22 protein-coding genes are annotated in these 17,437 nt (G+C 49.9%); 13 read left to right on the top strand and 9 right to left on the bottom strand.

Features of this window, described 5'->3' with window-relative positions:
- The first annotated feature begins 230 nt into the window (after window positions 1-230).
- Together L855_RS01735 and L855_RS22360 are read left to right on the top strand one after the other, a co-directional pair.
- Window positions 231-659, top strand: coding sequence for a hypothetical protein (locus L855_RS01735; protein ID WP_159783519.1), 429 nt, complete (start codon window positions 231-233; stop codon window positions 657-659).
- 50 nt (window positions 660-709) lie between these two features.
- Window positions 710-799 carry a cytochrome b6-f complex subunit PetN gene (locus tag L855_RS22360; RefSeq protein ID WP_068787938.1) on the top strand — a complete coding sequence of 30 codons (90 nt, stop codon included), beginning with the start codon at window positions 710-712 and terminating at the stop codon, window positions 797-799.
- A gap of 235 nt (window positions 800-1,034) precedes the next feature.
- On the opposite strand, the gene dndE is transcribed toward L855_RS22360, so the two are convergent.
- Window positions 1,035-1,418, bottom strand: coding sequence for a DNA sulfur modification protein DndE (dndE, locus tag L855_RS01725; protein WP_159790903.1), 384 nt, complete (start codon window positions 1,416-1,418; stop codon window positions 1,035-1,037).
- A 12-nt stretch (window positions 1,419-1,430) separates the two neighbouring features.
- A complete protein-coding gene (locus L855_RS01720) occupies window positions 1,431-1,778 on the bottom strand; it encodes a hypothetical protein (RefSeq protein WP_159783520.1) in 348 nt (115 codons plus the stop codon).
- Window positions 1,779-2,058: 280 nt separating this feature from the next.
- Here L855_RS01720 and L855_RS01715 point away from each other — a divergent pair, with 280 nt between their 5' ends.
- From L855_RS01715 to L855_RS21305, 4 genes are all read left to right on the top strand, one after another.
- Entirely contained in the window at window positions 2,059-2,487 is a 429-nt protein-coding gene (locus tag L855_RS01715) for a hypothetical protein (protein ID WP_159783519.1), read from the top strand.
- Window positions 2,488-2,537: 50 nt separating this feature from the next.
- Window positions 2,538-2,627 carry a cytochrome b6-f complex subunit PetN gene (locus tag L855_RS22355; RefSeq protein ID WP_068787938.1) on the top strand — a complete coding sequence of 30 codons (90 nt, stop codon included), beginning with the start codon at window positions 2,538-2,540 and terminating at the stop codon, window positions 2,625-2,627.
- Window positions 2,628-2,718: 91 nt separating this feature from the next.
- Window positions 2,719-2,937, top strand: coding sequence for a class I SAM-dependent methyltransferase (locus L855_RS21310; protein WP_219729845.1), 219 nt, complete (start codon window positions 2,719-2,721; stop codon window positions 2,935-2,937).
- A gap of 17 nt (window positions 2,938-2,954) precedes the next feature.
- Window positions 2,955-3,194 carry a hypothetical protein gene (locus tag L855_RS21305; protein WP_219729844.1) on the top strand — a complete coding sequence of 80 codons (240 nt, stop codon included), beginning with the start codon at window positions 2,955-2,957 and terminating at the stop codon, window positions 3,192-3,194.
- 86 nt (window positions 3,195-3,280) lie between these two features.
- Here the strand turns inward: L855_RS21305 and L855_RS01700 are convergent, their stop codons facing one another.
- A complete protein-coding gene (locus tag L855_RS01700) occupies window positions 3,281-5,143 on the bottom strand; it encodes an AAA-like domain-containing protein (protein WP_159783518.1) in 1,863 nt (620 codons plus the stop codon).
- 19 nt (window positions 5,144-5,162) lie between these two features.
- A complete protein-coding gene (locus tag L855_RS01695; protein ID WP_159783517.1) occupies window positions 5,163-6,533 on the bottom strand; it encodes an AAA-like domain-containing protein in 1,371 nt (456 codons plus the stop codon).
- A 315-nt stretch (window positions 6,534-6,848) separates the two neighbouring features.
- Between L855_RS01695 and L855_RS01690 the strand changes: the two genes are divergently transcribed.
- The 5 genes from L855_RS01690 (at window position 6,849) to L855_RS01670 (ending at window position 11,010) form a co-directional block, all read left to right on the top strand.
- Window positions 6,849-7,547 (top strand): sigma-70 family RNA polymerase sigma factor, encoded by a 699-nt coding sequence (locus L855_RS01690; RefSeq protein ID WP_246198679.1) that lies wholly within the window; start codon window positions 6,849-6,851, stop codon window positions 7,545-7,547.
- Between the two features lie 503 nt (window positions 7,548-8,050).
- Window positions 8,051-8,353, top strand: a complete 303-nt coding sequence (locus L855_RS01685) for a hypothetical protein (protein WP_159783516.1) — start codon at window positions 8,051-8,053, stop codon at window positions 8,351-8,353.
- A 70-nt stretch (window positions 8,354-8,423) separates the two neighbouring features.
- Window positions 8,424-9,020 carry a GNAT family N-acetyltransferase gene (locus L855_RS01680; protein ID WP_159783515.1) on the top strand — a complete coding sequence of 199 codons (597 nt, stop codon included), beginning with the start codon at window positions 8,424-8,426 and terminating at the stop codon, window positions 9,018-9,020.
- 264 nt (window positions 9,021-9,284) lie between these two features.
- A complete protein-coding gene (tal, locus tag L855_RS01675; protein ID WP_159783514.1) occupies window positions 9,285-10,439 on the top strand; it encodes a transaldolase in 1,155 nt (384 codons plus the stop codon).
- Window positions 10,440-10,560: 121 nt separating this feature from the next.
- On the top strand, window positions 10,561-11,010 hold the full coding sequence (locus L855_RS01670; protein ID WP_159783513.1) for a transaldolase family protein: 450 nt from the start codon (window positions 10,561-10,563) through the stop codon (window positions 11,008-11,010).
- Window positions 11,011-11,090: 80 nt separating this feature from the next.
- Here L855_RS01670 and L855_RS22650 read toward each other — a convergent pair whose 3' ends face one another.
- From L855_RS22650 to priA, 4 genes are all read right to left on the bottom strand, one after another.
- Window positions 11,091-11,306 (bottom strand): type II toxin-antitoxin system HicA family toxin, encoded by a 216-nt coding sequence (locus tag L855_RS22650; RefSeq protein WP_159783512.1) that lies wholly within the window; start codon window positions 11,304-11,306, stop codon window positions 11,091-11,093.
- A 7-nt stretch (window positions 11,307-11,313) separates the two neighbouring features.
- Entirely contained in the window at window positions 11,314-11,523 is a 210-nt protein-coding gene (locus L855_RS01660) for a type II toxin-antitoxin system HicB family antitoxin (RefSeq protein WP_068787950.1), read from the bottom strand.
- Window positions 11,524-11,620: 97 nt separating this feature from the next.
- Window positions 11,621-13,060: a glycogen synthase GlgA gene (gene glgA, locus L855_RS01655; protein ID WP_159783511.1), complete on the bottom strand. Its 1,440-nt coding sequence runs from the start codon at window positions 13,058-13,060 to the stop codon at window positions 11,621-11,623.
- 141 nt (window positions 13,061-13,201) lie between these two features.
- A complete protein-coding gene (priA, locus tag L855_RS01650; RefSeq protein WP_159783510.1) occupies window positions 13,202-15,682 on the bottom strand; it encodes a primosomal protein N' in 2,481 nt (826 codons plus the stop codon).
- A 130-nt stretch (window positions 15,683-15,812) separates the two neighbouring features.
- Between priA and L855_RS01645 the strand changes: the two genes are divergently transcribed.
- Together L855_RS01645 and L855_RS01640 are read left to right on the top strand one after the other, a co-directional pair.
- Complete coding sequence (locus L855_RS01645) at window positions 15,813-16,376, top strand: Uma2 family endonuclease (protein ID WP_159783509.1); 564 nt, start codon at window positions 15,813-15,815, stop codon at window positions 16,374-16,376.
- 9 nt (window positions 16,377-16,385) lie between these two features.
- Window positions 16,386-16,727 (top strand): hypothetical protein, encoded by a 342-nt coding sequence (locus tag L855_RS01640; protein WP_159783508.1) that lies wholly within the window; start codon window positions 16,386-16,388, stop codon window positions 16,725-16,727.
- A gap of 66 nt (window positions 16,728-16,793) precedes the next feature.
- On the opposite strand, the gene ruvA is transcribed toward L855_RS01640, so the two are convergent.
- Entirely contained in the window at window positions 16,794-17,432 is a 639-nt protein-coding gene (ruvA, locus tag L855_RS01635) for a Holliday junction branch migration protein RuvA (protein WP_159783507.1), read from the bottom strand.
- Between the last annotated feature and the right edge of the window lie 5 nt (window positions 17,433-17,437).

Below are 17,437 nucleotides of genomic sequence, written 5' to 3'. Positions count from 1 at the left end.
ATTCTAGCGAATTGCCGTGACCGCTTCCAAGGGTATTGGAGGTGAAAAGCCCGAACCTCCGCCGGTTGAGCGATGGCGACTGGGTGGCTATTCAGCCCACAACCGTCTTGGGAACTGTCATAGGCACAATCCTAGACCCGAAGCTTGAGGGGGACAATAGTAGGGTAACAAGTAAACCCCAATCATAAATTCGTCCTTTGGACATTTGGGAGTTGAGGAGGCTAACGGTGATGAGACGCAATTTCCTAGCACAACTGACGGCGATCGCCCTAGGACTGGTGATTGCCACTCCAACTTTAGCCCAAACCGCCCAAACGGTATCTCGGGATGAGGTGTTAGAACTGACGACTGGCTTTGAAGAGATGATCCTGGAAGGGAATTCCGGGGGGAGTAGTAGCAGTCAAGATTGCGGCTATACGGCGGCGGCGGCTAACCATGAGATTACCTTACGGCAAGATTTTAGCTATCTCCGCTTAGAGGTGGAAGCCGAGGGGAGTCCGACCCTGTTGGTGATTGGTCCCGAAAGCCGCGATCGCTTCTGTGCCCGGAGTTTGCCCCAGCAATCGGGCTATTGGCAAGCGGGGACGTATCGCATCTACGTGGGCGATCGCAATGGTAGCAGCCAACCCTACCGGCTTTTGATTTCGGAAAACCCCTAGGTTGCTCTATGATGGACGGTAGCAGTTTTCTGGTCTGTTATTAAGAAACTATGGATATTTTGAGTGCTGGCTGGGCGGGACTTCTCGCGACCTTTACCTTCTCGATCGCGTTGGTCGTTTGGGGCCGTCGCGGCTTCTAGTCTCCGCCGAGACGTTGTGGCTTGATTGAACCCGGTGACGCTTCTCCCTGAGAACTCACCGGGTTTTTGTTTGAACTTTCCGGTGTTGACCATGTCTATTCTCTTTCCCTCGGCTGTCCCCCAATAGGGGCAATCCCTTGTGGTTGCCCAGTCCAGATTTTGCATCCACGACAACAAATTGCCGTAGGGGCAATCCCTTGTGGTTGCCCAGTCCAGATTTCCTGAGGACCCAGACTTAACCCGTTAGGGAACTCAGCAAATCTTCAATCTGCTTGATACGAGGATCGCCGGCGAGATAGCCAATGCCGCGATGGAGATGCAGCAGAAATTGCTGAGCCAGGGTCTCGGAGTCCAGGGGGAGGTTATCCTGATGACAGCGTTGTTTGAGGGCGATCGCATAGGCATCCCCATCATCCCCAGCAAAGACACGCCAGGTCATCTCCACATTGCTATCGGTGACCAGTTTAACCGGGGAGGGGGGACTCGGTTCAGCCAGGGAGCGGCACAAGGCCCAACGACAGAGAACATTCCAACGATCAATGCGGGTTTGACGTTTGAGTTTCGTCAATTGGTCTTTGGCGGTTTGAGAGAGTCGCACCCGTTCAATAGGAGGTTCGATCATGGGTAAGACCTAGCTTTCGGGACTGTCGCTGGGGGCAAAGAAGAGGCGGTAGCCGATATAGCCAACCACGGCGATGACCGCTAGACTAATGCCCAGGGTGACAAGACGCATCACCATCTGAAGCACCGAGAGACTGAGAACCACTGCCCCAATTCCTACGGCAACTTGTCCAATGGTGGGGAGGGTTTGGAACCAAGTTTTGGCTTGCTGGTAGAGGGAGGAGATGGTGGTTTGAGTCTGTTCGGGGAGAGGGGTGGTGTCGAAGTGGTCTTGCGTTTGAGTGCGATCGCCGAGTTTGCGATCGATATCTTGTTCGAGTTCTTGGAGTTTACGTTGCCAGTCGGGTTGAGAAGTCATAGGACGGTTGCGTCAAGAGAGAGCTATCACGGTTCGATGATGATGCTTGCATTCTAGCGAATTGCCGTGACCGCTTCCAAGGGTATTGGAGGTGAAAAGCCCGAACCTCCGCCGGTTGAGCGATGGCGACTGGGTGGCTATTCAGCCCACAACCGTCTTGGGAACTGTCATAGGCACAATCCTAGACCCGAAGCTTGAGGGGGACAATAGTAGGGTAACAAGTAAACCCCAATCATAAATTCGTCCTTTGGACATTTGGGAGTTGAGGAGGCTAACGGTGATGAGACGCAATTTCCTAGCACAACTGACGGCGATCGCCCTAGGACTGGTGATTGCCACTCCAACTTTAGCCCAAACCGCCCAAACGGTATCTCGGGATGAGGTGTTAGAACTGACGACTGGCTTTGAAGAGATGATCCTGGAAGGGAATTCCGGGGGGAGTAGTAGCAGTCAAGATTGCGGCTATACGGCGGCGGCGGCTAACCATGAGATTACCTTACGGCAAGATTTTAGCTATCTCCGCTTAGAGGTGGAAGCCGAGGGGAGTCCGACCCTGTTGGTGATTGGTCCCGAAAGCCGCGATCGCTTCTGTGCCCGGAGTTTGCCCCAGCAATCGGGCTATTGGCAAGCGGGGACGTATCGCATCTACGTGGGCGATCGCAATGGTAGCAGCCAACCCTACCGGCTTTTGATTTCGGAAAACCCCTAGGTTGCTCTATGATGGACGGTAGCAGTTTTCTGGTCTGTTATTAAGAAACTATGGATATTTTGAGTGCTGGCTGGGCGGGACTTCTCGCGACCTTTACCTTCTCGATCGCGTTGGTCGTTTGGGGCCGTCGCGGCTTCTAGTCTCCGCCGAGACGTTGTGGCTTGATTGAACCCGGTGACGCTTCTCCCTGAGAACTCACCGGGTTTTTGTTTGAACTTTCCGGTGTTGACCATGTCTATTCTCTTTCCCTCGGCTGTCCCCCAATCATCGAATCTACGGCTGAATCTCGGTTGTGGCTATCGTCCCATGGAGGGCTATGTCAATGTAGACCTCTATGGGACGCCTGATCTGGTTTGGGATTTGGAGACGTTTCCTTGGCCCTGGTCTGATAATACGGTGGCGGAGGTCATGATAATTTCTATGATGACCCCACTCATGTGCGGGCGGTGACGCCGTTGGGGGTGCGGATGTTTTCCCAACGGCTAAATCGGGAGTGGAATCAACGAGGCTATGCTTGTTCGAGTTTGGGGTTAAATTTGGGGGTGGATTTTGAGCTACGGGATATTTCTTATCAGCCGAGTTCGGTCTGGTTTCAGCGTCATCCTGAGTCTGAGGTGAACTGGCAACTGTTGTTACGGGAAAGTCAGGTCTATAACAACTTGATTCAGTCGCTTCGTATGGTGGTTGAGGTGATGAAGCCGACTTGATGGGTCGATTGGCGTTTGGTTGAGCCTTCCCTGGGGCTAGGGGTGAGCGGTGAGCCTCTTCCATTAGCCCCTGTTGTGATGCTGGTTTAAGACTTATTCTTATTCCGTTGAAATTCCTGGTACTGTTGATACCAGTCTGGGTGATCTCGCTGCACCCACTTGGGAACGGTTTGGGCGGGGTCTTTTGAGAGTTGGCGATCAAGCAGATCCATGATATCCTCCATTTCATCAACCAAATCAAACACAAAAATGTTGTTCTTCTTTTGGGAGAGATTAAAGTCTAAATTCAAGAAGGGTTCAACATTACTTCTGACATCATCACCCACGCCAATCATAATAATTTTGAGGTATTCCTCATTATCCAATTCATCTGCAAGCTGACGAACTTGCTTCTCAAAGGTGGGTCGGTCGTCCAACATACCATCCGTATAAATTAGGATAAACGCTCCATTTTTATTGGCTTCTGTTTGGGGTTTTTGCTTCCAGTCTTGGATGCAGGCTGCAAAAGTTTTGCCAATGAAGGTGTTACTATCGGGATGGCCTTCAAAAACACTTGCTTTCATATCTGGGTTTTCACCAATAACAAACTGCTGACCCTCGCGATCACGGCTGAAGAGATACGCAACTAATTGGCTACAGACTTTGCGACCCTTGCGATCACGCATCAAGTTATTGACATCCCCTTGTACATTTTCTGCCAGGAGTTTCCAGCGACTGTCTGGCTTTCCTAGATCGGTCTTATCCATCGTGGCACTTTGGTCAATCAGGATATAAACATCACGGTTAAACACTTTATCACTCGTCATAAACTCACCCTCCAGGGTTCTAAGATAAGCAGTAGTCGTCTCGATCCAGTCTAAATCGAAAACCTGTTCGTAAATCCGGTTGGCAATCACCAACATTCCATCCCGTTTTTCAGCCAAACCAGAGACGATGAGGCTAAAATCTTCAGGACAGTGACTGAATGGCTCTGGCTTGCGCCGCTTGAGCAGGTTTGAGTATAGTTTAATGGTTTTTTTGCGATCTTGCACCCCAGTGTAGCCATTCTTAAACCAGCGTTCAATTTCTTGGAAGTGGGACTGGCGATCGCGTTTCCGCCAATCCTCCACTAAATGAGTGTTGACTAAATGTTCAATTTCCTGTGGAAGCTTGTCTGGCTGGACATTCCGGAGTTTTTGCGCAGCGAAATCACAGAGCAACTGAGTCAGAAACGGTTTTCCCCCAGTCCAACTTAAAATTTCTTGCAGAACGGATTGGGGATCTTCACTGACATCCTGTAACCCCTTCAATAGGGGAGAACAGTCGCCACTTAACCCCTTCAGTTCCACGGGATAAGCCGCATTGAAGGCAAATTGACTGTCCGTGAGGATATCTGGGGGACGGGCCACCCCCAACACCACAAACTTCACTTGTGCAAAAATTGGGTCACCGGCGATCGCCTTCAGGAAGCCGAGAAAGCTATTTTGCAAGTTCCAATAAATCAGTTGTTGAATCTCATCCAGGAAAATCACCAGGGTTTGAGACTCTTCCAGCGCTTCAGTTAGTAAAAACTGTAACCCCTCGCGAAATCTTAGTCCCGGAGCAACTTCCATAGGAACTTCAGCTAGAAAAGCTTTAAGTTCCTGACGAATTGAGTGTCCTAACTGAGGTTGCAAGGACTTTTCAATCTCCCAAAGCAAGCTCGGATAGAGCTGCTCAGGACTTCCATTTTGCTCTAAACCCAACTGCTGGAGATTGACCTGGACAGAAATCATACCATCCCGCTCCAGACGGTTAGCCACCCGCACCATAAGGCTGGACTTTCCCATCTGTCGCGCCGCTAAGACATGGGCGACATTGGAGCGGGAATGACAAAATTTATATACCTCCTCATCTGCCTCCCGTGTAACATAGGTGGCCGCTTCCAGAGGCAGGGTTCCACCATGAACACCTTGATAGTAAGTATCCATAAGCTCCTTATATTTCATCTTAACTATCCGTATTAATCTTGAGGGCACGTTTAAAATACTCCTCATACAATTTAAAGCGAGGTTGGGGTTTGTTATCGCTGCCATGAACATCAATTAAGCCACACTTATCGAGTTGAAAAATAGCAAACTCATCTTGAGCAGGTTTTCCATTGAGGATGTTGATCAGGCAAGATTTGAGAGCAGGGTGTTCCTGAAGGAGTTTCAAATACTCTTGCAGATAAGTATTAAATTCACTCCCGGGCTGGGTTACTGATTTTAGAAAATTCTCTAAAGTCCGATTCTCCGTCCGCATGGCGTAAAGCGCTCGATTGAGGAGTTCAGGATGACCGCCAATCCAGTCCATCAGTATTTTTACTTGCCCCTCATTGTTATGCCAGGGTAAACCATAGAGTTTGATTAACGTCTGAACTTGTGACTGATCAAACTCTGTTAGTTCAATGGGTAGGCCCACATTATCAAGGGGAGATCCCGCCATCTCATAGGCGGCATAGGGTTCTGTGGAATAGGCAATCACGACATTAGACCAGACCACCGGGTCCTGACTCACCCGTTTCATTTTGCGTTCATTCCAGGATCGCAGCCAATCTAAAAAGGGTCCCTGAACCGCTCGCTTCCCCAAGAGAGAGTCAATGCCATCAATGATGAGGGTCAAGGGTTGGGGGGGGTCTAAGGCTTTGATTGGTTGAAAGACCTGTTGCTCCAGGTAGTCCATGCAGTTGATTCCTGGAGCCAACTCCTCTCGCCAATGGTCTTGTAAATCTTCTAAAGGTTGATGCTGAGCGGGTAAAGCGGAGGCGAACTCTCGGGCTACACTACGGGTAAAGAACTTGATGAGATTGGGGAAGTCATCCAGATTTCCCAGAGTCCCTTGTGCCAAATCCACCCAGCCAACGCGATGGTGTAACTCCTGTTCCAGGAAATTTTGCAGTCTGACTAACAAGGAGGACTTACCCAAACCTCGGGCGCTGCGGAGACGGCAGAAGACGAGACGCTCATCATTTTGGCAACTCCGAAATGCCTGTTTGATGATCTCATCCTCACTGCGCTCAGTATAGAAGGGAGAGTTCAGAGGGACAATACCCGTGAGTCGCTCAACCCGATTCAGGCGCTTCTCTGGGTTGACCCAATCCGGTTGGTACTGGCTAAACAGTGCCACTAAACGTTGTTTCTTTTGTTTACGACCCTCAATTTCGAACTTTCTGTAGACATTGGACAGGTGCTTACGAGCGGTTCCTATTGCAACCCCCTGAGTCTTCGCTGTTTGCTCAAAATCGCCGCCATTACCCAGAAACTCTCCTAAAAGCTCGTAGGTCTTTGGGCTTTCTGCTTTTAGCGCCTGTAAGTGCTGTTGAAAGGTTTGAGCGTTCATTATGGACAATCTTAATGTTAAGTTTTGTAACAATGCCTCGGATTGGTAATGATCCCTGGTTGCTCCCTAATAAGGTTCAGAAAGTTGATCTAATGGTACAGCCCTCGACGGAAAATATCGAAGTCTTTCAACAATTATCTGCTCGGCATTATCAAAAGATCCCTAATCTGTGCAAGTGTGTACTCTATTTAGCAAGTTGTGCAGTTTAGATCTAATTAGTTTCCGGCATAGTTCATCCTAAGCTGGGACTAAAATCGGAGTGTCAAGAAAAACCCCAGGCTTAACCTGGGGGCTTTCACTAATCCATCCACAATTATGACACATCGATATTTTGCTATCCACGAGGAACTGAAATGTCTGGCCCGACAGGGGCTACAAACCTCATGTCCAAAACAGAGTCGAGAGCTTTATCGAACAATGATGACACGAATGCTATCCGCTCCCCCAGGCTGCTATTGGGCGGGAGAGCCGCCCCATTATCGGAACGACCTCCGGTATGTAGAAGCCGCCGACATTGCCTGGGATTACATTGAACGGAAGTTTAAGGGAGATGTGCGCGGCGGTCAGGCGTATGATCCGGACTTAGGGAATGCCAGCCCAATCACGCTTTGGAATATGCGCTGTAAAGGCGCTTACAAAGATATCTGCAAACGTGAATCTCAACGAGTTCGGGGTTTCGGTGATTCCCAAACTCTAAACTGTGACCTCCTCCCACAGCCTGAGGCACAAACCCCTGACCTCCAGAAAGTCCGTGAGATCCTGGAGACGGATCCCACCGGTGAGTTAAGTGGGACTTGGGTTTGTCGCACAGCTACCGCACAGGTCACAGTCCAGGAGGTATTGCTAGAGATTTACGATCGCGCCTCTCGCGGTGAAAAATGGACCAATGCGCTCCTAGCTCAGCATTTCCAGATTCCGGCTGGAACCATGAATAGTGCCTGGAGTCGCAAGCTCAAGCCAGCACTAGAGAAAATTGGCGACCTGATTTCGGAAGCTGCGGTCATCAACCTGTGAGTTGTTTAGAGTCTCCCGATGATGGCAGGATGCTGATAGAGGGCCGAGTTAGGACTTCAGCATCCTGCCATCGTGCCTTCTGTTTAAATAAGCCTGAACGATGCAAACCGATTTTTAGTGTATCAATTGCCATAAACAACCAAGATTTAATAAATAATACGCGCAAGCTACATGATTCCTCATTTTCTTGATACTATTGGTACGCTTTTTTGTCGCTAGGGTACGCAAATTTATTACTTTAAACTCGCCTTTGTAGTCTGCCACTATTAAACCAAGTAACAATTCGGATTTGTAACAAAAAGTAATTATTTTCGACTCAAATAATCCTGTAACTTTTACTTGTCATTATAGATTTTATCGACTATGATTTTTGTATCCCAAAGAAAAGACCGATCCAGATTGGTAGTCTAGGATCGGTCACAATTTGCGTTCCGATTGCTTGAATATCCTGTTGAAAGTGTCAGTTTCAACAGGGACGTTGTTTCTCAAACACAATCGAAGTCATGACCTATTATACTAACCGACAGGTGAGACTGTCGCATCTTGAGTTGAAATCTCTCTGCGATCGCCTGCAACGGGAACCGAATCAGCGGTTACGCCGGAAACTGGCTCGCCGACTGATGCGTCAGCTTGTCACGCTCATCAACGAGCCAGCAGCCGAACAAGATGACCCTCGCCACTTGGAGGCAGTCGACAAGGCCTGGGCCGCTCTGGAAGAGGCAGTATATCAACATCCTGAGCAGCTTCAGGATATGTGTCCGATGGCGTTCTGGCAGATGATGTATAACCAAGCACTCTCTCAATAGTCTCCCAACCCGATCCGGCTCGTCGCGAGTCGGATCGCTGTTTTTTCACTCGACTTAGAGGTGTGCCACCATGACTCTATCCTCCGCCTGGCAGCATCCAGACGACTTCAATCCCTGTGCCTCGACGTTTCCCCTGAAAACTCGGCGCACTCTCCTCAAACCGTTTACCCACAACGATTTGCCCCATTTAAGCCAACTGTACAGCAAGCCGGAGGTGATGCAATTTCTGGGGGGCGTGAAATCCGAATCGCAAACGCGAGAGATTCTGCAAGACTACATCAGCCAAGCAGAAACTCCCATCTGTCCCCTGGCTATCTTCACCCATGACGGCCAATTCATTGGACGCTCAGGCTTACGTCGTTCCCGCAGCCATGAGGTTTTGCAACTCTATCGGCCCAATGGGGAGAGCATCCCCCATCGACTCAACCGACTCATTCAAGTCGGCTATGTCATTGATGTACCCTTCCAAAAGCAAGGACTCGCCACTGAAGTCACCAAAACGGTCTTGCAATGGGGACTTCAACAGTTGCAACTCCCCGAAATCGTCGCCCTGATTCACCCTGATAACTACGGTTCTGTCCGCATTGCACGGGACAAATCGGGGATGAACCTAGAGGGCTGTTTCCTCTGGAATGGACTCCCCTGGCAGTTCTTCCGTCGGGGTTGAGGTGATGAAGCCCTGGTGACAGCTCAGTTCCCAGTTCCATCCTCGCTTCTGCGTGGTTGGCAGGAACTGAGCCAATCTCCATCGTTTGGGGGAGTGCTGATGCTAGAATTTATCGTTAGAATGACCCTAGGCGGTCAGCTTTTAAGCTTTCTAATCTAGCCTAAAGAGATTACCACAACATATAAAATTTGTCAACTCTTACCCGTTGTTTGTAGTTCTAAAAGCCAAAGCGACTGCTAACCTGACGTTTAAGGAGATTCTCATATGAGTAACGAAAACCTACAAAAACTTGCTGACTACGGTCAAAGCATCTGGATGGACAATCTCAACCGGTCTGCGATCGAATCCGGTGAGCTGACGTCTCAGATTGACAGTTTGAATTTACGAGGAATCACCTCGAATCCCAGCATTTTTGAGAAAGCCATTATCGGCAACCAAGTCTACGATGGCGACATCCGGACTGGGGTTGAGGCGGAGAAATCCCCGGAACAGATTTATGAATCCTTGATTTTTGAAGATATCCGCAACGCCTGTGATATTTTCCGCCCCATTTACGACGAGACGAATGGGAAAGACGGCTATATCAGCATTGAGGTGTCGCCCCATCTGGCGCGGAATATGAAAGACACCTTGGCGGAAGCACGGCGGTTTAACAATGTCGTCGATCGCCCCAATGTGATGATTAAGATTCCCGGAACCTTAGAGGGGTTTGCAGCCATTGAACAGGCGATCGCCGATGGCATCAATGTCAATGTCACCCTCCTGTTTGCAGTAGAAGATTACAAACAAGCAGCCTGGGCCTATATTCGCGGCTTAGAAACTCGGGTTCAAAACGGGCAGCCGGTGGATAACATCGCCTCGGTGGCCAGTTTCTTCCTCAGCCGCATTGACAGTAAGGTGGATGATGCCTTGGATGAGCGCCTCGAAGCCGGGGCAGATGCTGAATTGATCAACTCTATTAAAGGGAAGGTGGCGATCGCCAATGCTAAGATTGCCTATCAAGCCTATGAAGAGATTTTCAACAGCGATCGCTGGCAGGCCCTGGCTGAGAAAGGAGCCAGTCCCCAACGCCTCCTCTGGGCCAGTACCAGCACCAAAAACCCCGACTACAGCGATGTGATGTACGTTGAGGAACTGGTGGCGGACAACACCGTGAACACGATTCCCCCGAGTACCTTAGACGCCTTCGCAGACCACGGTCAACCGCAACCCGATACAGTTCATCGGGATGTGAAAGGGGCCTATCAAGTGATTGAACATCTCAACCACCCCGATATCCAGATTAACCTGGACTCGGTGATGGCAGAATTAATTGAGGAAGGGATTGACAAGTTTATTCAACCCTATGAATCCTTGATGAGTTCCATCGAAGAGAAAACCAAAGCTGTCACCGAGACACCGGAACAAGTCGCAAGTTAGCAACTTGTAGGGGCAAACGGCCGTTCGCCCTCCCCCAGTGTTAATGTCTAGCAAAGTCGTCGAGAAATCTTGCTGCCGTTCTAGACTGTTACCTCTGGGATTGGCTCTAACATGATGGAAGGTGGCGATCGCCAATGCCAAGATTGCCTATCAAGCCTATGAAGACATTTTCAGCAGCGATCGCTGGCAAGCGTTAGCCGAACACGGTGCAAGTCCCCAACGACTCCTCTGGGCCAGTACCAGTACCAAGAACCCCGACTACAGCGATGTCATGTACGTCGAGGAACTGGTGGCAGACAACACCGTCAACACCATTCCCCCCAGTACCCTAGAGGCCTTCGCAGACCACGGTCAACCGCAACCGGATACGGTTCATCGGGATGTGAAAGGGGCCTATCAAGTGATTGCACATCTCAACCACCCCGATATCCAGATTAACCTGGACTCGGTGATGGCAGAATTGATTGAGGAAGGGATTGACAAGTTTATTCAACCCTATGAATCCTTGATGAGTTCCATTGAGGAGAAAACCAAAGCTGTCTCAGAGACACCGGAACAAGTCGCAAGTTAATACCCAGATTAGCGATTTAAGTTGACCCGGGGATATTCTTGCCGTAGCGGCTGTCTCAATTGTTGAGACAGTCGCTACATTTATAGTTCTGTTAATTTAATATCTGCTTGTTTTTCAATGGCTTTCAATGTTCCAATAGGTATGTTTTTTTTACTATGAATTGGAATAATAGCTGTCTGTCGGCTTTTGGGGTTGAACAACTTCAGGTGAGAGCCAGTCTGAGAAACTTCAAGAAACCCGGCTGTTTTTAATTTTCTAATGACCTGCTTTGCCGTCAATCGAGGATATCTTGGCATGGAATTTTCAAAGCGCCAGTTCTACAACATCTTGAGGGTTTTGAGTTTCCAAAAATTCATCTGGGATTGGCTCTAACATGAGAGCGATCGCATCCTTAAGCTGTGCGATCGCCTCGTCACGACTTTCTCCAAACGACGAGACAAAGTTTAACTCTGGACAAGTTGCCGAATATAACTGAGAGACTTCATCCCACTCAATAATCGCTCTAACATTCATGGTTAACCCTCTAAAAGTGACAAACTTTCCAAATTCATTAACCCAAATGCCCCTAGTGACGCACTTATCCCTAGGGGCATCCTTCGCCATACGGTAACTATTGAACCGTCGTAAACTCTTCAGCTTGTTCAAACAACTTCGGCAATTCCTCATCGGTCCGATGGGGCAGACCATAGAGATCCCGATAGAGATTATCATAAGCCACCGCCGACTTGCGCCAACTAAAGTCTTGACGCATGGCCCGTTGTTGTAACTTGCGCCAGTCGTTCTTATAACGGAACGACTCCCAAGCGCGAGCCAAACAGGTGTATAAATCGAGAGCCTCATAGCGGTCAAAACAGAACCCAGTTCCCGCCTCTTTCATGGGATCATGGTGGGAGACGGTATCGACTAACCCCCCTGTACGGCGGACAATGGGGAGACAGCCATACCGCATGGCTAACATTTGGCTAATCCCACAGGGTTCAAAGCGACTCGGCATCATAAAGGCATCAGTTCCGGCGTAGATGCGGCGGGCCAGTTGGTCGTTATAGAGAAGATAACTGGCCATGCGCCCAGGATAGCGGGTGCTGAGTTGCCACATCTGGGTTTCGTAGTAGCGATCGCCCGTTCCCAAAAGAACAAACTGACAATCACTATAGGCCATAAACCGATCCAGGATTTGCAGCAGTAAATCAATCCCCTTCTGTTCCACTAACCGCGTCACCATGCCAATCATGAAGGTCTCAGCATTGACTTGTAACCCCAATTCTTCCTGGAGAGCAATTTTATTGGCGGCGCGTTTTTCGATGGTGTCAGCGGTGTAATTTTGCTTCAGGGCTGTATCCGTTTCCGGGTCATAACTTTCCGTGTCAATCCCATTGAGAATACCGCTGAGTTTGCCGCTAATAAATGAGAGCAAACCTTCGATTTTTTCCCCATATTCAGCGGTTTTAATTTGTTCGGCGTAGGTAGGAGACACCGTATTCACCTTGTTGGCGAATTGGACAGCAGCCGCCATGGTGTTATGGCCCTGCATATACCAAGGACACCAGGTGATGCGATCGAGGTACCACCGCCAGGGGCCTTGATAGGCCAAGTTATGAATCGTGAACACTGTTGTGATATCAGGAGATTGATTCATCCAAACCGGAATCATCCCTGTGTGCCAATCATGACAATGGATGATGTCGGGTTTCCAGTAATTCCAGGCAAATTCCGCCGCCCCATTGGCAAAGAGGGTAAAGCGCCAATCCTCGTCATCACCATGATAGACGCGACGGGGCATAAAGGAGGGATGGCCAAACAGATAGAGGGGGACATCCGTCTTAGGAAGTTTGCTCTCATAGACGGCGAAGTCTTGGAACATCGCATGGCCCCACCAAACAGGGTCTTTCGGAATCTCGATTTTGTCGGGAAGGAAGCCGTAATAGGGCATAAACACCCGCACATCATGGCCCAGTTTCCGTAGGTACCGGGGGAGTGCGCCAACTACATCGCCCATTCCACCCACTTTAGCCAGTGGTGCGGCTTCTGCCCCCACAAAGAGAATTCGCATGATCTACCTCGGTTGCACGTCTGGATGTCTCAAATCTGATTGCCACAGTAGCAGATTTTTCCCCTCCCACAACATCTTTCGGCCACAGTTTGGGCCAGAGGCATCAATGTTAGGCTGAGTGAAGGCATTGGAGGTTGAGGCTTAACCAAAATTCAACGGGTCAACATCCACCGCCAAGCGAACCTTTGGCGGACAAATATCTCGCAACCGTTGCAACTGAGGTTGTAAGTCCACCCGTTCCTGACTGGGGAACTTCAACAAAATCTGCCAACGATAGCGGTCCGACACCCGCAACACCGCCGCTGGAACTGGCCCGAGCACCTCATACCCCCCCGACGCATCCAACGGGAGTTGCAACATCTCCCCCATCTGCATCGCTGTGGCTTCGACTAACTCCCCATCCAAACCACTCAATCGCACCAACAGCAAGCGGCCATAAGGGGGATAATCCAACGCCTCCCGCTGGTCCAATTCCGCCTCAACAAATTCAGCATAATCATAACGCTGAACTGCCTGCACCACGGGGTGTTCCGGTGTATAGGTTTGCAGAATCACCCGTCCAGGGTCGTCGCCTCGTCCGGCCCGGCCCGCCACCTGGGTTAAGGTTTGAAAGGCCCGTTCCCCGGCCCAATAATCTGAGAGATTCAACAGTCCATCAGCGGCGACAATTCCCACGAGAGACACCGAGGGCAAATCTAACCCCTTGGTTAACATCTGCGTCCCGACTAATAACTGAGCATCTCCCTGAGAAAAACGAGTTAACAATGCCCGATGTGCGCCCTTATTTCGCGTCGTATCACTGTCAAAACGAATGGCATTTAACTCAGGAAAATTACGAGCCAGTTCCTGCATGACTCGTTGTGTTCCACTGCCAAAAAACTTGAGATAGGGGGAGCCACATTCAGGACAATTTCGGGGATGTTGTCGGGTGTAACCGCAATAGTGACAGCGTAATAATTGATTTGCCCCTTCATGGGTATGGTGATAGGACAACGAGACATCACAATGGGGACACTCGATGACATAGCCACAACTGCGACAGGAAACAAAGCTACTATGGCCACGGCGATGGATAAATAAAATTCCCTGTTTTCCGGTTTCACTGAGGTCTCTGAGAGCCTGTTGCAAGGCTAGGCTAAAAATCGAGCGATTACCCCGTTTGAGTTCTCCCCGGAGGTCGATGATTTCAATGGGAGGCATGGGGCGAGATTGGACTCGCTCGGGGAGAGAAAGATAGTGTCGTTGTGGGTGATTTTGGCGGCAATCTAACCAGGTGGCTAAGGATGGGGTTGCTGAGCCTAAAATTAAGGGGCAATCTTCTAATTCAGCCCGCCATTTCGCCACCGTTCGCCCATGATAGGTGGGGGCGGGACGGTCTTGTTTGAAACTACTATCATGTTCCTCATCCAGCACAATTAGCCCCAGACGGGGTAGAGGGCAGAAAATGGCGGATCGGGTTCCGATGACCACTTGCGGCTCTCCTGCGAGCATCTGTCGCCAGGTATCGAAACGTTCACCATCGGATAGGGCGCTGTGATAGACGGAGACGCGATCGCCGAAACGGGCGCGGAAGCGATCAGTCAGTTGGGGGGTTAGGCCAATTTCGGGAACGAGAATTAGGACGGATTGTTGTTGGGCTAAAATGGGCGCGATCGCCTGTAAATAGACTTCAGTTTTCCCAGACCCTGTAACGCCATGCAACAACATCTCACAGTAGTGAGACTGTTGCAAAATCTGCTGCAACGCCTGAGATTGCGCTGGTGTAAGCTCTTTGTCCACATCAGCGGCGACGCTTACCCCCCTCTCCCGGCGCAACACTTCTCGCCCTTCGACTACGAGACACCCGCAACGTTCTAAATTACTGATAGTTGGGCGAGTGGTGCGGGCAATTTGTAATAAATCCGTTAGCCAGAGTTCTCCTCCATGACGTCGGAGGATAATTAGTACTTCCTTCTGACGTTTGGTGAGTTCTGTATAGACAATTGGAGAAACATCGATAAGAATCACCGCCTGTTTGAGTTTGGGTTGAGCAGGACGAGGTGTTTCTAGGTAACTTTGGGCGTAATTTCGTTGGACTAAATCCCGAATTCCTCGACTGGCCCCAGGGATTTTTTGCTGTACATAGGTGGCGCTATAGTGGTCTGATTTGCCATTTTGCAGGAGATCGAGAACCCGTCGGGCGATAGGAGAAAGGAACTGTTCCGCCCCAGGGGGAATCGCCTCGGGGTTGAGGCGAATCCGGCGTTGCGATCGCTGTAGAAGTCCGGGGGGAAGGGCGACGCGAATTACTTGCATCAGGGGCGTGTAATAGTAGTCTGCCACCTGTTGGAGAAGTTGCCAATAATGAGGGGGAAAGAAGCCTCGGGTGATGATATCGTCAACGGCTTTGATGCGATCGCGGTCAATCTCTGGGGGGGGTGTGCTACGAAATCCGATGGCGATCGCCCCCACCTGTTGCGAACCAAAGGGAACCGAAAGAATATCCCCCGGTTCCACCTCTAATTGCTCAGGAATGGCGTAGGTAAAGAGTTTTTGAGACCCTGGACAGTCCACGAGAACTTCCACATAGGGGGGTGGCGTGGGGGTTAGATGATAGGGGGCGATCGGTTGAGCAACAATCACAGGCGTTTCAGGATGAGGAGCAGCTTGGCTTTGATCTTAATACCGATCGCCCATTCGCACATCACCCTGGCTGTCCAAGTTGGTCAAAGTTATAGTAAAAGGGGAGTTATCACGCAGGAGACTCAGCCCCATGGTTCAAACTCCAGTTCAAGCCATCACCCTCGAAGCCTTCCTCGCTCAACCCGAAACCAAGCCAGCGAGTGAATATATCGAAGGACAAATTATTCAGAAGCCCATGCCACAATGTAAGCATAGTAGTATTCAAGGTGATTTAACCGCTTGTATTAATTCCAGCTTGCGGAAAGCCAAAATTGCCCGAGCCTTCCCAGAACTCCGGGTCACCTTTTCAGGACGCTCAATTGTCCCAGATATTGTCGTCATTACTTGGGATAAAATTCCCCGTGATGAAACCGGTTCAGTCACCAACGGAATTCTCTTTCCTCCCCCTTGGATGATTGAAATTATATCTCCCAAGCAACAGCAAAATATTCTGACTGGGAAGATTTTGCACTGTTTAGATTCTGGCACAGAGTTGGGCTGGATTATTGACCCAGATAGTCTAACTGTTCTCAGTTATCAATCGGGACAGCAGCCCCAGTTTTTTGCTAATCCAACTGAGAGGTTGCCTGTTCCTGAGTTTGCTCAAGACCTTCAGATTACCATTGAAGATTTACGAGATTTTATGATGGATTAAAGGGTCGTCATGAATCTCCCCGAAGAACTCGAACGCTCATTCAATACCGAAATTGCCAATTACGAGGAGGACCAGAAAATGCCTTACATCACTCCCCTAGAGCGTTTTGCACAGGAACAAGGACGAGAACAAGGTCTCGAAGAGGGAGCCTTACGTCGCAGTCGTGAGGCGGTTTTCGAGATCTTGACGGCTCGATTTAGCAGCGTTCCGGGTTCCCTGACTGAATCGGTAAACCAATTGAATGATCTTCAACCTCTAAAAGCACTTCTGGTTCAGGCGGCGACTCTTCCCTCACTTGAAGCCTTTGAGGAAGCGTTGCAGCAATGGCTCTCAGACTCGGATAGTGATTAAATGTGCCGATTTGCGGTGATTTCTGGGGCCATAAGAGGGTTCATCGGGAGGGGGTGAATCTAATCTCTAGTCAGCGACCTCCCGCGAAAGCCAAGAAATGGCCTCCTTAATCCAAGCTTCGGCGTTCCCACGATCGCCAAACTGCATATCACTTGACACCGCATTCAACGCCGAAACCACTTCCTGGGGGGTATATCCCAACGCCAACAACGTCATCTCCACATCTTCGAGTAACGCTCCCCCTAACCCAACCGTGGCGACGACTTGTAAATTAGCCTGTTCTCGCCATTGGCCGAGGGTTTCTCGTAATTCCAGGGAAATGCGTTCTGCGGTTTTCTTGCCAACTCCCGGTGTTTGCGAGAGCATCTTATGATTTCCCGAGACGATCGCCTGCACCAAATCCTCTAACGCTAAGGTACTCAACAAGGCCATCGCCAACTGGGCCCCCACGCCACTGGCCCGAATTAATTGACGAAATAGATCCCGTTCCGCCGCTGTTGCAAAGCCAAATAGCAACAGACGGTCATCACGCAATTGCAAATCCACAAACACCTGGAACTCCTCCTGAGTTCCGGGGAGTTCCCGCGCGAATCGTGGCGTAATCTGCACGTCATAGCCGACGCCATTCACCTCTAGCGTCAACAGAGGACGTTGAGGAACCGCCATCTGAACACCGACCAACAAACCCTTAAGATAACTAAACATCCTAA

The organism is Sodalinema gerasimenkoae IPPAS B-353 (assembly GCF_009846485.1).
GTDB lineage: Bacteria > Cyanobacteriota > Cyanobacteriia > Cyanobacteriales > Geitlerinemataceae > Sodalinema > Sodalinema gerasimenkoae.
This window is presented reverse-complemented; position numbering and strand designations above follow the sequence as displayed.

Excerpts from the sequence above, each read along its gene's own strand:
- L855_RS01645 (WP_159783509.1), top strand. The coding sequence starts at position 15,813 with ATGGTTCAAACTCCAGTTCAAGCCATCACCCTCGAAGCCTTCCTCGCT.
- L855_RS01715 (WP_159783519.1), top strand. The coding sequence starts at position 2,059 with ATGAGACGCAATTTCCTAGCACAACTGACGGCGATCGCCCTAGGACTG.
- L855_RS01695 (WP_159783517.1), bottom strand. The coding sequence starts at position 6,533 with ATGAACGCTCAAACCTTTCAACAGCACTTACAGGCGCTAAAAGCAGAA.
- L855_RS01690 (WP_246198679.1), top strand. The coding sequence starts at position 6,849 with ATGACACATCGATATTTTGCTATCCACGAGGAACTGAAATGTCTGGCC.
- glgA (WP_159783511.1), bottom strand. The coding sequence starts at position 13,060 with ATGCGAATTCTCTTTGTGGGGGCAGAAGCCGCACCACTGGCTAAAGTG.
- tal (WP_159783514.1), top strand. The coding sequence starts at position 9,285 with ATGAGTAACGAAAACCTACAAAAACTTGCTGACTACGGTCAAAGCATC.
- L855_RS01685 (WP_159783516.1), top strand. The coding sequence starts at position 8,051 with ATGACCTATTATACTAACCGACAGGTGAGACTGTCGCATCTTGAGTTG.
- L855_RS01700 (WP_159783518.1), bottom strand. The coding sequence starts at position 5,143 with ATGGATACTTACTATCAAGGTGTTCATGGTGGAACCCTGCCTCTGGAA.
- ruvA (WP_159783507.1), bottom strand. The coding sequence starts at position 17,432 with ATGTTTAGTTATCTTAAGGGTTTGTTGGTCGGTGTTCAGATGGCGGTT.
- L855_RS01735 (WP_159783519.1), top strand. The coding sequence starts at position 231 with ATGAGACGCAATTTCCTAGCACAACTGACGGCGATCGCCCTAGGACTG.
- L855_RS21305 (WP_219729844.1), top strand. The coding sequence starts at position 2,955 with ATGTTTTCCCAACGGCTAAATCGGGAGTGGAATCAACGAGGCTATGCT.
- L855_RS01680 (WP_159783515.1), top strand. The coding sequence starts at position 8,424 with ATGACTCTATCCTCCGCCTGGCAGCATCCAGACGACTTCAATCCCTGT.
- L855_RS01640 (WP_159783508.1), top strand. The coding sequence starts at position 16,386 with ATGAATCTCCCCGAAGAACTCGAACGCTCATTCAATACCGAAATTGCC.
- L855_RS21310 (WP_219729845.1), top strand. The coding sequence starts at position 2,719 with ATGTCTATTCTCTTTCCCTCGGCTGTCCCCCAATCATCGAATCTACGG.
- L855_RS01660 (WP_068787950.1), bottom strand. The coding sequence starts at position 11,523 with ATGAATGTTAGAGCGATTATTGAGTGGGATGAAGTCTCTCAGTTATAT.
- L855_RS22355 (WP_068787938.1), top strand. The coding sequence starts at position 2,538 with ATGGATATTTTGAGTGCTGGCTGGGCGGGACTTCTCGCGACCTTTACC.
- L855_RS01720 (WP_159783520.1), bottom strand. The coding sequence starts at position 1,778 with ATGACTTCTCAACCCGACTGGCAACGTAAACTCCAAGAACTCGAACAA.
- L855_RS22360 (WP_068787938.1), top strand. The coding sequence starts at position 710 with ATGGATATTTTGAGTGCTGGCTGGGCGGGACTTCTCGCGACCTTTACC.
- L855_RS22650 (WP_159783512.1), bottom strand. The coding sequence starts at position 11,306 with ATGCCAAGATATCCTCGATTGACGGCAAAGCAGGTCATTAGAAAATTA.